This is a genomic window from Nocardia sp. NPDC056100 (genome assembly GCF_042266325.1).
Classification (GTDB): Bacteria; Actinomycetota; Actinomycetes; order Mycobacteriales; family Mycobacteriaceae; genus Nocardia.
Map to the genome: position 1 here is coordinate 439925 of NZ_JBHJVY010000008.1, position 12228 is coordinate 452152.

Annotated in this window: 13 protein-coding genes; 8 read left to right on the plus strand and 5 right to left on the minus strand. The window is 66.6% G+C overall.

What is annotated here, in order from left to right; all coding sequences use genetic code 11:
* Positions 1-225 precede the first annotated feature (225 nt).
* On the minus strand, positions 226-1302 hold the full coding sequence (locus tag ACFC0O_RS45900) for a polyprenyl synthetase family protein (RefSeq protein WP_375968577.1): 1077 nt from the start codon (positions 1300-1302) through the stop codon (positions 226-228).
* A gap of 358 nt (positions 1303-1660) precedes the next feature.
* On the opposite strand from ACFC0O_RS45900, the gene ACFC0O_RS45905 reads away from it, so the two are divergent.
* Positions 1661-2869 carry a UDP-N-acetylglucosamine--N-acetylmuramyl-(pentapeptide) pyrophosphoryl-undecaprenol N-acetylglucosamine transferase gene (locus ACFC0O_RS45905; protein ID WP_364638868.1) on the plus strand — a complete coding sequence of 403 codons (1209 nt, stop codon included), beginning with the start codon at positions 1661-1663 and terminating at the stop codon, positions 2867-2869.
* A 57-nt stretch (positions 2870-2926) separates the two neighbouring features.
* Here the strand turns inward: ACFC0O_RS45905 and ACFC0O_RS45910 are convergent, their stop codons facing one another.
* Positions 2927-3322: a PaaI family thioesterase gene (locus ACFC0O_RS45910; RefSeq protein ID WP_375968578.1), complete on the minus strand. Its 396-nt coding sequence runs from the start codon at positions 3320-3322 to the stop codon at positions 2927-2929.
* 191 nt (positions 3323-3513) lie between these two features.
* Between ACFC0O_RS45910 and ACFC0O_RS45915 the strand changes: the two genes are divergently transcribed.
* Positions 3514-3960 carry a winged helix-turn-helix transcriptional regulator gene (locus tag ACFC0O_RS45915; RefSeq protein ID WP_375968579.1) on the plus strand — a complete coding sequence of 149 codons (447 nt, stop codon included), beginning with the start codon at positions 3514-3516 and terminating at the stop codon, positions 3958-3960.
* 153 nt (positions 3961-4113) lie between these two features.
* On the plus strand, positions 4114-4464 hold the full coding sequence (locus ACFC0O_RS45920) for a ribosomal subunit interface protein (protein ID WP_364638877.1): 351 nt from the start codon (positions 4114-4116) through the stop codon (positions 4462-4464).
* A gap of 189 nt (positions 4465-4653) precedes the next feature.
* Here ACFC0O_RS45920 and ACFC0O_RS45925 read toward each other — a convergent pair whose 3' ends face one another.
* Entirely contained in the window at positions 4654-5523 is an 870-nt protein-coding gene (locus tag ACFC0O_RS45925; RefSeq protein ID WP_375968580.1) for a response regulator transcription factor, read from the minus strand.
* Between the two features lie 62 nt (positions 5524-5585).
* Between ACFC0O_RS45925 and ACFC0O_RS45930 the strand changes: the two genes are divergently transcribed.
* From ACFC0O_RS45930 to ACFC0O_RS45945, 4 genes are all read left to right on the plus strand, one after another.
* Positions 5586-7238 (plus strand): AMP-binding protein, encoded by a 1653-nt coding sequence (locus ACFC0O_RS45930; protein ID WP_375968581.1) that lies wholly within the window; start codon positions 5586-5588, stop codon positions 7236-7238.
* Positions 7235-8953 carry an AMP-binding protein gene (locus ACFC0O_RS45935; RefSeq protein ID WP_375968582.1) on the plus strand — a complete coding sequence of 573 codons (1719 nt, stop codon included), beginning with the start codon at positions 7235-7237 and terminating at the stop codon, positions 8951-8953. The genes ACFC0O_RS45930 and ACFC0O_RS45935 overlap by 4 nt, the downstream gene beginning before the upstream one ends.
* 44 nt (positions 8954-8997) lie before the next feature.
* Entirely contained in the window at positions 8998-9189 is a 192-nt protein-coding gene (locus ACFC0O_RS45940; protein WP_364638889.1) for a hypothetical protein, read from the plus strand.
* Positions 9190-9463: 274 nt separating this feature from the next.
* On the plus strand, positions 9464-10174 hold the full coding sequence (locus ACFC0O_RS45945) for a phosphoribosyltransferase family protein (protein WP_375968583.1): 711 nt from the start codon (positions 9464-9466) through the stop codon (positions 10172-10174).
* Positions 10175-10295: 121 nt separating this feature from the next.
* On the opposite strand, the gene ACFC0O_RS45950 is transcribed toward ACFC0O_RS45945, so the two are convergent.
* Positions 10296-10931 (minus strand): TetR/AcrR family transcriptional regulator, encoded by a 636-nt coding sequence (locus ACFC0O_RS45950; RefSeq protein ID WP_375968584.1) that lies wholly within the window; start codon positions 10929-10931, stop codon positions 10296-10298.
* Positions 10932-11036: 105 nt separating this feature from the next.
* Between ACFC0O_RS45950 and ACFC0O_RS45955 the strand changes: the two genes are divergently transcribed.
* Positions 11037-11753, plus strand: a complete 717-nt coding sequence (locus ACFC0O_RS45955) for an SDR family NAD(P)-dependent oxidoreductase (RefSeq protein ID WP_375968585.1) — start codon at positions 11037-11039, stop codon at positions 11751-11753.
* Here the strand turns inward: ACFC0O_RS45955 and ACFC0O_RS45960 are convergent.
* Entirely contained in the window at positions 11750-12202 is a 453-nt protein-coding gene (locus tag ACFC0O_RS45960; RefSeq protein ID WP_364638901.1) for a hypothetical protein, read from the minus strand. The two genes, ACFC0O_RS45955 and ACFC0O_RS45960, sit on opposite strands and share 4 nt — an antisense overlap.
* Positions 12203-12228 lie beyond the last annotated feature (26 nt).

Sequence of the window (12228 nt, forward strand, 5' to 3'; positions counted from 1 at the left end):
CGCGCTTTCGGTAGCTCGAGTGCGCCGCGTGCTCGATATCCTGACAGCCCAGCAGTTTTGGAGCAACGGAATGCGGGGAATTAGGGACCAAAGTCCCATGGTCAGCTCGTCAAGCCGGGTATGCGCGAGGGTTGCCGGGGCAATAGTTTGCTGAAATGACCTGTCCAGCAACAAATACCGGCCGGTCGAATTCGACCGGCCGGTATTTGTGAACGGTATCAACGATCAGTGATCGCGCTCCACCACGCAATCGGCCAATTCCATCAGATCCCGCGCACCCCGAAATCCCGCGATACACGATTTCGCCGCCCGCACCCGGCGGATGGACTCGGCCTGCGCCCAGCGTCTGCCACCGGCGCGGGTGATCAGATCCGCGGCGCGCAGGGCCGCCGCGGCGTCCAGCGGTTCGCCCGAGCGGTACAGCTCGGCGAACTCCCGCCCGGCCGCGGTACCGGACTCCAGCGCCACCACGACCGGCAGACTGCGCTTATGCCGCATCAGATCATTGCCGACCGGTTTTCCGGTGCGCACCGGATCGCCCCAGATGCCGATCAGATCGTCCACCAGCTGGAAGGCGATGCCCAGTTCCCGCCCGAAGTGGTCCATCGCCTCCACGACGTCCGGGCGCGCATCGGCGCACAGTGCGCCCATGGCACAGGCGCAGCCGATCAGCGCACCCGTCTTGTACTGGAGGGTCTCCAGGCATTCGTCAAGGGTCACTTCATCTTTCGACTCTGCCGCACAATCCCGCTGCTGGCCCAGGCAGAGCTCGATGACCGCCTGTTCGAGTCGCGCTATTCCGGACAGTCCGGCGATCGGCGCACCGGCGAGGGTCCAGATGGCCAGGCCGTGCATGGCGTCACCGGCGAGCACCGCATCGTCGATGCCCCAGACCCGCCAGGCGGTGGGGCGGCCGCGCCGGAGCTCATCACCGTCCATCACATCGTCGTGCAGTAGCGTGAAGTTGTGCACCAATTCCACTGCGGCAGCGGCATGTACGGCCTTTTCGGGTGATCTGTCCGAGTCCCCGCGCCCGCTCGCGGCGCGCGCGGCGGCGAGCACCAGCGCGGGCCGCAGGCCCTTACCGCCGGATTCGCCGAGGGTCGGCACCCCGGCGGCGTCCCACCAGCCCAGGTGGTAGCCCGCGACCAGCCGCAGTTCGGCGGGCAGGGTGTCCACCGCGGCGCGCAGCAGTGGTCTGGTCAATTGCTGGGCGCGCGAAAGGATTCGGTTCGCGTCACCGCCTTCCACCCAGGGCATTCCATTGCCGTAAGCGGGATCTGCCGCTGCCGAGGAACTCATGGCCACCTCCATTGACGCTGGGACTCGTAGTCGCCGAGTCGATCTCGTGGAATTCGAACCGGGGATTACCGGCCCGTGGTCGGCGTGCAGGCGATGGAGGGGCGGCGCTGCGGGCGCGGGGGTTGACGGCGAGCGCGGCGGGACAGCGTCCAGGGCTCCATCGTCAGGCCCCTCTCGCTGGGCGAAGTGCGAATTCGCTGGGCAGATTGAGAAACGAACTTGCGTCAGAACCTTTACCGCTACAACGTGATCCGAGTCACAGATCATGGTAAAGGCCCATTGGCCGTTAGCCAACACTTCGCAATCACCGCCGACCGACCGGTACCGTACGTCCGACTCATCTTCAGGAGGCTCAGCCATGACCGGATCCGCACTCGACCGCGCCGAAATCCTGCGACGCGTAGCCGCACGGGGCCGCATTCGCGTGGTCGTGGCCGGTGGCGGCACGGGCGGGCACACCTACCCTGCGGTATCGGCCGTGCGCGCGCTGCGCGATCTGACGGCCGAGGCGGGTGCTACCGCAGAGGTGTTGTGGGTCGGCGTGCCGAACAGCTTGGAACAGCGTGTCTCGGATGAAAACGACATTTCGTTCACGGGCATCAAGGCCGGAAAACTGCGGCGCGATCGCAATCCGCTGAAGATGCTGAACGCGGCCAATGCCAAGGACGCATTGCGGGTTCCGCTCAGCGTGCTCACCGCACAGGCGGTGGTGCGGCGCTTCCGGCCGGACGCGGTGCTGTGCACGGGCGGATACGTCTGCGCTCCCATCGGACTCGCCGCGGCACTGCGGCGACGGCCCCTGGTGATCCACGAGCAGACCACCGGCATCGGCAAGGCCAACCAGCTACTCGCCCGCGCCGCCGACCGGATCGCGCTCAGCTCCGCGGCGTCGGTGGAACGGCTGCCCGCCAAGGTGCGCGGGCGCGCGGTGGTGACCGGCAATCCGATTCGGCCCGCGCTGACCACCGGTGATGCGAAAGCCGCTGCGCCCGCGCTGAATTGGACCGGATACTCCCCCGAACTGCCCACCGTGTACGTCACCGGCGGCGCGCAGGGCGCGGTGCAGATCAACGATCTGATCGATGAACTGCTGCCCGAACTGCTCACCATCGCCAATGTGATCCATCAGTGCGGCAAGCTCTCCTACGATCGGGTGCGCGAGCGCGCCGCCGCGCTCCCGGCCGACCTGCGCGAGCGCTACCTGGTGCGCGAATTCCTCGGCCCCGAACTCCCCGATGTGCTCGCCCTCGCCGATGTGGTCGTATCCCGTTCCGGCGCAGGCACGCTGGCCGAGCTCACCACCCTCGGCAAGCCCTCGGTACTGATCCCCTACCCGCATTCGGTGGGCGGCGAACAGATCCGCAATGCCCAGATCCTCGCCGACCACAATGCCGCCCGGGCGCTGTCCGGCGCGGACGCCACCGCCGCCAACCTGCGCACCGCCCTGTTCGAACTGCTCACCGAACCCGATTCGCGCACAGCGGTTTCCGCCGCCGCCCGCGCCCAGGGCCATCCGGACGCCGCCGAACAGCTCGCCCTCAACGTCCTGGACCTCGCCACCCGCTGAGCCTTCGTAACCGAAGCGGCACTACAGCTTCCGGGCGATCAGCCACCCAGGACGGGGTCAGCCGCCGATGACGAGGCAGGTGCTGGTCGCCGTGGCGAGCAGTGTTCCGTCGGCGTCGCGGACGTCGGCTTCGGCGAAGGCGACGCGGCGGCCGGGTTTGGTGACCCAGCCGTGCACGGTGAGCTCACCGGTGTGCGCGTGGATGGGGCGCAGGTAGTTGATTTTGATTTCGATCGAGGTGTAGCCGACGTTCGCGGCGAGGGTGGTGTGCACGGCACACCCGGCGGCGGTGTCCAGCAGGGTGCAGGCGACGCCGCCGTGGATCATGCCGATCGGGTTGTACATGGATTCGTCCGGCGTGCAGACGAACACGACATCGCCGTTCGCCACCTGAACGGGGCGCATATTCATGAGCCCGGCGATGGGCGCGCCCGGGATCTCGCCGTCGACCATGGCGGTCAGGTACTCCAGGCCGGTGCGACCCGGCGCTGCCTCCAGCGAGACCTTGGGGTCATGCCAGTAGACGGTTTCTGCTGCGCACCTCGCCCCAGGATTCGGGGCTCGCGGGCGGTTCGGTGGTGATCGTCATGGAAATGACCCTAACACCCTGGGTTCACAATGTGAATGTAGATAGGATGTAGGGCATGGCACGGAACTGTTCGGTCGCGGCCGCACTCGGGATAGTCGGCGAGCAATGGGCGCTGCTCGCGCTGCGCGAGGTCTTCCTGGGCGTGCGCCGCTTCGACGCCATCCAGGAGGCGACCGGCGCACCGCGCGCGGTCCTGATCCGGCGGCTGCGCACGCTGGTGGATTCGGGCGTACTGGAACTGCACGACTATCGCGAACCGGGTTCGCGCACCCGCCAGGAGTACCGGCTCACCGCCGCGGGCCGCGAATTACAGCCGGTGCTGACCGCGCTCATGCAGTGGGGCGATAAGCATTTGGCGGGACCGGGCGGGCCGCCACTGGCGGTATCGCACTCCGACTGCGGTGCGCCGGTGCGCGCGGTACTGCGCTGCGATGCCGGTCATCAACTCCCCGATACCGGGCGTGGGCTGATCGCCACCCCGGCCGGGCGTCAAGCGGAGTAACCGAATCCACATCGCGGGCAAATCCGGTTGCGCACAATACCTTCCGGCACCGTTACGCACGAGTGACGTTCGCAACCGACCGATCGCCCCGAAAAACGGGTAATGTCGGTGGTGTCAGCAAGTTCTCGGCTATTCCAAGAGTTTGGAGATGCCATGCAAATCCAGGTCTTCGCCGACAAGCACATCGGCGGCAGCGCGGCACTCATCGAGCAGGCGCAGGACACCATCGAATCCATCCTCGACCGCTTCGCGGACAATCTGACCCGCGTAGAAGCCCACGTCACCGACGTGAACGGCCATAAGGGCGGCTCCGAAGACAAGCAGTGCAACCTGGAGGCGCGCCCCAAGGGGCAACCCCCGGTGGCGGTCCGCCATCGCGCCGCCACCGTCGAAGAGGCGTATATCGGCGCCGCGGAAAGCATGGCCCACCTATTGGACAGCCGCTTCGGGCGACTCCATCAGCACAAGGGCGGCGAGACAATCCGCCATATGGCAGCCCGCTAGCATCGGCGAAATACGCTGAACAACCGGGTGATTCGCGTACGCGAATCACCCGGATGCGCGGGGCTTGGAGTGACATAGGGCGATTCGCCCGAACCGAATTCGGTATGCAGCCAAAGAACCTGTATCACATACGGATTCGCCTTCGTTCGGTAAGAAGCCCGCCGCAAGTCGCGGGCAGGCTATGGTCGATCAGGGCAGTAGGCCCAGACGCCGGGCGCGCACGACGGCTTCATGGCGAGAATGCGCGCCCAGTTTGGTCATGGCGCTGCGCAGGTAGCTTTTCACCGTTTCGGCGCGAAGCGAAAGTCGCAGCGCCGCTTCCGAATTGGTACAGCCCAGGGCGATCTGGGCCAGCACGTCCAATTCCCTGGGTGCGAGGGTGATCTCCCCCGCCGGATCCGTCACACCGGACACCAGGCGTGCCAGTTTATCGGTCACAGTGCGTAATCGGTTGCGGGCCAGTGCATCCGACACCGACGGTGTGATACCGCGCAATTCCGCGTGCAGATCCCGGAGCTGTTCGGCGAATACGACATCCGGACCGGTTACCGCCGCTGCCGCATCGCGCGCGGACGCCAGCCGCAGCCGCCGGTCCACCTCATCGCGAATGGTGAGCTCGACGCTCAGCCGCTGTCCGGATCGCACCATGGCATCGGCGACCCGATCCCCTATCGGCCCCGAATCTCGGTTGGCCACGTAGAGCACCGCGCGCGCCTGCCCGCCGACCACCACGGGCACCGCCACCACCGCACGCAGGCCCTCGCCCAGGACCGGGGCGTCATAGTGATGGGTAATGGTCGACGCCGAGCGGTAGTCGGCCACCGAACGGGGCCTGCCCGTGGCGATCGCGCTACCGCCCAGCCCCGAACTCGGGGCGACAACCAGTCCGCGCATGCCATTGGTCCTGGTCCCGACGAATTCGCTCAGTACCAGGCCGCCCGCGTGCACCGTGCCGCCGAACACCACCGGGGCCTTGGAGAGCGCGGCGATCTGCCGTAGTTCGGCGCGCAGGGCGTCGCCATCGTCGGGGCGCAGCAGGGCGTCTGTGGCGGAGCTCATCGGGTACCCCCGTTCGGGGCTGGTCGGGGTGGCGGTGTGACGTGGATCCTACCGAAGTGAGCATGAGCACGGACCGGCTCCGGCCGGTGAGCTATTCCTCGGGGGCGTGGAGCACGCCGCTACTCGGGGACACCATCGGCGACAATCTCGATCGCACGGCGGCCCGGTTCGCCGACCGCGACGCGTTGATCGACTACACCACCGGCCTCCGCTGGACCTACCGCGAGTTCCTGGCGGAGGTGAATGCCTTGGCGCTGGGGCTGCTGGCGAGCGGGCTGGGCAAGGGCGACCGGGTGGGCATCTGGGCGCCGAACTGCCCGCAGTGGACGCTGGCGCAGTACGCGACCGCCAAGATCGGCGCGATCCTGGTGAATATCAATCCGGCCTATCGCGCGCATGAGCTGCGCTATGTGCTGGGGCAGGCCGGAATTCACACGCTGATCGCCGCGCCGTCGTTCAAGACCTCGGATTACGCGGCCATGATCGCGCAGGTGCGCCCGGAATGCCCGGACCTGGCACAGGTGGTGCTGCTGGACAGCCCGGAATGGCGGCGGCTCTTCGAAACCGGTCGCGCGGGCGATCCGGAACGCCTGGCGCTCGCCCAGGCCGCGCTCTCGGCGGACGATCCGATCAATATCCAATACACCTCGGGCACAACGGGTTTCCCCAAGGGAGCCACGCTCAGCCATCACAATATCCTGAACAACGGCTACTTCGTCGGCGAGCTGTGCGGCTATACCGAACAGGACCGCATCTGCATTCCGGTTCCCTTCTACCACTGCTTCGGCATGGTGATGGGAAATCTCGCCGCCACCAGTCACGGCGCGGCCATGATCATTCCCGCGCCCTCGTTCGAACCGCGCGCGACGCTGGAAGCCGTTGCGGCCGAACGCTGTACCTCGCTGTACGGGGTGCCGACCATGTTCATCGCCGAACTGGCCGATCCGGAATTCGACACCTACGACCTGTCCAGCCTGCGCACCGGCATCATGGCCGGATCGCCCTGTCCGGTCGAGGTGATGAAGCAGGTCATCGAGCGCATGGGCATGGGCGAGGTGAGCATTTGCTACGGCATGACCGAGACGTCCCCGGTCTCCACCCAGACCCGCGCGGATGACAGCCTGGCCCAGCGCACCGCCACCGTGGGGCAGGCCGGACCGCATATCGAGATCAAGATCGTCGACCCGGTCACCGGGCTGACCGTGCCGCGCGGACTGCCCGGCGAACTGTGCACGCGCGGCTATTCGGTGATGCTCGGGTACTGGAACGATCCCGAGAAGACCTCCGACGCCATCGATTCCGCGCGCTGGATGCACACCGGCGATCTGGCCACCATGGACGAGGACGGCTACGTGGCGATCACCGGCCGCATCAAGGACATGGTCATCCGCGGCGGCGAGAACATCTATCCGCGCGAGATCGAGGAGTTCCTCTACAGCCATCCGGACATCCTCGACGCACAGGTGATCGGCGTGCCGGACGCCAAATACGGTGAAGAGCTGATGGCATGGATTCGCATGCGCGAGAACGCGACTCCGCTCACCGCCGAATCCCTGCGCGAGTTCTGCACCGGCAAGCTCGCGCACTACAAGATCCCCCGCTACGTACATCTGGTGGATGAGTTCCCGATGACCGTGACCGGCAAGATCCGCAAGATCGAGATGCGCGAGATCGCCGTGAACCTGCTGAACCGATCCACCGAGGAGACCGCATGACCACCGCGACGCCCACCTCCAATACCGCGGCCTACCGCGCCGCCCGCGATCTGCTGGTCGCGCACGCCACCGACTACACCGCCGCGCTGGAGCATTTCGAATGGCCGCGCCTGACCGGCGTATTCAATTGGGCCACCGACTGGTTCGACGTCATCGCACGCGGTAACGACCGCACCGCGCTCTGGATCGTCGAGGAGGACGGCGCGGAACAGCGCATCACCTTCGACCAGATGGCCGACGCGTCGGATCAGGTGGCGACCTGGCTGTCGAGTCTCGGTGTGGGCAAGGGCGATCGGGTGATGCTCATGCTCGGCAATCAGGCCGAACTGTGGGAGGCCATGCTGGCCGTGGCCAAGCTCGGCGCGGTGATCATGCCGACCACGGCGGCGCTGGGCCCGAAGGATCTCATCGACCGGATCGACCGGGGCGGTGCGGGTTTCGTGATCACCAATGCCGCCGACACCGCCAAGTTCGACGAGGTGCCGGGGGACTACGTGCGAATCGCGGTGGGACAGCAGGTATCCGGCTGGCGTTCCTACGCCGAGGCCACGATGACCATGTCGGCGGGTCCGTTCGCAGCGGTCACCGAGGTGGATGATCCGCTGCTGGTGTACTTCACCTCCGGCACCACCAGTAAGCCGAAGATGGTGCAGCACTCCCAAATCAGTTATCCGGTAGGGCATCTGTCGACCATGTACTGGATCGGCGTGCGCCCGGGCGATGTGCATCTGGCGATCAGCGCGCCGGGCTGGGCCAAGCACGCCTGGAGTTGTTTCTTCACCCCGTGGCTGGCCGAGGCGACCATATTCGTCTACAACTACGGCCGTTTCGACGCCGCGGCGCTGCTGGAGCAACTGCGTCGCGCGGAGGTGAACACGTTCTGCGCGCCACCGACGGTGTGGCGCATGCTGATTCAGTCCGATCTCGGCGAGCGACCGGCCGGTCTGCGTGAAATCCTCGGCGCCGGTGAGCCTCTCAACCCCGATGTGATCGCACAGGTGGAGAAGGCGTGGGGTCTGACGATTCGTGACGGCTTCGGACAGACCGAGACCACATTGCAGGTCGGCAATACGCCAGGACAGCCGGTCAAGCCCGGATCCATGGGCCGACCGGCCCCGGGAGTGCCTGTCATACTCGTGGACCCCATCACCGGAGAACTCGCTGATGAGGGCGAAATCTGCCTTGACCTGGGATACACTCCGGTCAACCTGATGACCGGATATCTGGGCGATCCGGAACGCAATGCCGCTGTCACGGCGGGGGGCTTCTACCACTCCGGTGATGTCGCCTCACGCGACGACGACGGATACATCACCTATATCGGCCGCACCGACGACGTCTTCAAGTCCTCCGACTACAAGGTGTCGCCGTTCGAGCTGGAAAGTGTGCTCATCGAGCACCCAGCCGTGGTCGAGGCGGCGGTCGTCCCGCAACCGGACGACACCCGTCTCGCAGTTCCCAAGGCATACGTTTCACTCGCCGCCGGATGGGAACCCGATCGCGAAACCGCCCGCGCCATACTCGAATACGCCCGCGACCACCTCGCCCCTTATCTGCGAGTGCGCCGCGTGGAGTTCACCGAGCTACCGAAGACCATCTCCGGCAAGATCCGCCGCGTCGACCTGCGCCACCGCGAAGAGCGGGCGCACGCCGCGGGCGAGCGGATTCCCACCGAGTTCCGATACGAGGAAGTTTTCACCGAAACGCAGCCGTAGTCCCTTACACCGCACCTCATTCCGACGACCGATTGGAGCCCTGCGTGCCCCACAGCGTGGAGACCGCCACCGCCTACGTCATCGCCGCCCTCGAGGACAAGGGCACCGCTACGCGCGACGATTTCGACGTGACCGGCATCGTCAGCGCTACTCACCGTCTCGCCGAGACCTGGGATTTCCGTTCGGTGGATCGCGGCAGGTTCTGGAGTATCGCGGCAACGTTCCTCAGGTCATGAACTCGAGCGATACCGGCATGTGATCAATTCGTATGCGCGGGAAGGGCGGAACCACGAGTTCGCGCTGGCGTACACTGGGATTCTGCCCTTCTCGAGCGACCCTTTCCGCATGACCCGGTCTGCTCACCCCACCGCGGCAGCCACTCAATGGAGAGGGCGCTTGATGATGACGGTATCCGGGCACCCCGCGCACCCCTCCCCGCCTCCGCTCACGCCCCCGGCGTGGCCGACCACCGGCTGAAATCCACAGTCGGGCAAGCACATGCCGCCGTTCATGGACCGCAACGACGCGGGCCGGCAGTTGGCCGGGCTGCTCGCTGCTTTTCGCGGTGACGATGTGGTGGTCCTCGCTCCGCCCGGCGGCGGGATGCGGGTCGCCGCCGAACTGGCCGCCACCCTGCACGTGCTGCTGGACGTAATCCTGGTGCGCCCCTTGGCCGTTGCCCGTCATCCCGACCTGGTGTACGGAATTCTCGGCGAGGACGAAACACTGCTCATCGACACCACCGCCGTGGCGGGCGGGAGCCTGTGCGAAGCCGAGCGGGCCGCCACCGAGGAGGCACAGGCGGAAATACTGCGCCGCAATGCCTTCAGCCTGCGCGGTGATCGCAAACGCGTGGACCTGTCCGAGCGCACGGTGGTGGTGGCCGACGATTGCGTGGCCGATGCCACCGCCCTGCGCGATATTTGCCGAATGGCCCGGCTGCACGGCGCGATCCGCATCGCCGTCGCGGTCCCCGTCGCGGCACGGCAGGAATTGGGCACGCTCTCCCCGTACGCGGACAAGATCGTCTGCCTCAATGCCACCGCGCAGCCGCCGGATGCCGATCGCTGGTACGTGCAGAGCGATCTGACCACCAGTACCGATATCGCCGCACTACTGGCGGGCAATCACTCCTGCGGCTGGTCCGATGGTTTCGCGGGCGGGGACAAGCGCACCACCCCGGCATCGAGATCGAGTTCCAGTCGCGGCCGGTGGTCCTGACCGCCGCTGTCCTCGCTGCCCTCGTCGGTCAGCTTCTTACCCGGGAACAACTCGCCGATGACACCCACGCCGTCCACGATAGCTCGCGTGGCGGAGGCGCTCCGGGATCAGTGCGAGCGGCTCATTGCGCACCGCTGCCCAGTGCTCGCATCAGCTGATCCTCGGTGATCGGCGGCACCGGGAGCGGATGCGCGGCGGCCGCGCGCAGACCGTCGAAGACCAGGGCGAGATGGCGTCGCCAGGCATCGGGGGCCAGGGTTCCGGTGGCCTCGACGATCCGGGTGTGCGCCCAGGTGATGAAGGCGATGTCCTCGAGCACCCAGTCCGGGCGCAGCACTCCGGCTCGCTGTGCGCGCGTGACGATTTCGCGCATTCGGTGGTGGCCGTCCTCGCGGGCGCGGGCGATGGCGGCGCTCGGCGCGGCCCGGACGGCGAGTTCGTTGAGCAGCCGGTCGCCCGCCTGGAGTTCGCACACCTGCTCCACCAGATAGGTGAAGGATTCCCAGGGGTCTTCGATCAGCAAGGCGCGCTCGGCGATTCGGCCCCCGGCTTCGATGCGGTCCTCGACGGCGGCGGCGATCAGATCATCGCGGGTGGGAAATCGGTTGTAGAGCGTGCCGATGGCGACGCCCGCCCGGGCGGCGACCTCTTTGAGCGGTGCGTCCAGACCGCGTTCGGCGAAGACCTCGCGGGCCGCGGTCACCAGGGCGTCGCGATTGCGGCGGGCATCCAGGCGCAGCGGCTTGTTCGAGGACATCCGCCGATCCTACAAATTCGGCATGTGAAATATGTTGAGCATAGGTTCAACTTAAGCTAGCGTCACGACGGTAACTTGAACCAAGGCTCAACTTAGTGAGGCGCTATGAGCAAGACCATCGCGATATTCGGTTACGGACCCGGGCTCGGCGTCGGGACGGGCCGGCGCTTCGGGCGCGAGGGTTTCCGGGTCGCGGTCATCGGACGTAACCCGGACAAGGCCGAACGGCACGCCGCCGACCTGCGGGCCGAGGGCATCGAGGCGGCGGCCTTTCCCGCGGACGTCAAGGACGCCGATCAGCTGGACAAAGCCGTCGCCGCGATTGGGGAGACCTTCGGCCCGATCGATGTGGCCATGCACGGCGCGGCCGGGGAGATGAGCGATCGCGTCCCGAGCACCCTCGCATTGGATGTGCCCGGACTCCGGGTTCCCATCGCGCTGAAACTGCATTCGCCGATCCTCATGACCCGGGCGCTCGCCCCGGCCATGATCGAACGCGGTGACGGTGCGCTGCTGTACTCCTCCGGATCCTCACCGCACGCGTCGCAGCCGTACCTGTCGAATTTCGGTGTGGCGCTTGCCGCTCAGCGCGGTTACGTCCATCAGCTCGCCGATGAACTCCGGGGCACCGGCGTCTACGCGGGCGTGCTGAATATCGGCGTGCTGATCGGCGGCAGCCGCGCCGAGGAGATCGTCGACAACCATCCCGAACTGGTCCCGGCCGGGGTGGAGATCGCCCGCATGACCAATGACGAACTGGGCGAACACTATTGGCGCATGTACACCGAGCGGGACAGCGTGGAGATCGACGTCGGCTTCTAACGGCCGAACATGCGCGATTTCAGCTCGCGTTCGGCCTGACGCAGGCTCGCGTCCAGATCCAGCCAGGTGCGCTGGCGCGGGGTCTGACCCTCGCCCATCCCGGTCATGACGAAGGTGAACACGCCCCGCAGGACCTGCCGCCGCCTGCCCGGGGAGTGCACGGCCAGGGTCATGGCGATGACCATCCCGACCCGGGTGACCGTGAAGGTGGCATCACCGTCATGCCGTCCGGCGGTGAATTGCCGTGGCCGCGCGGTGATCTCGACCCAGTCGACGGTGGTGCGCGGAATCCGCTCGCACAGCATGTCGGTGAGCCGCTGCCGAATCATGGCGGGCGGATCGAAACCGAGCTGCCCCAGCCAGGTGGCGTCATCCGGCAGCAGGGTGAAATCGTCCGCGCACCATTGATTGATGCTCGGCTCATCCGATACGGCTGTTCTCATACTCACGCGCTCCCCTCTCTCGTGAGTGTCTG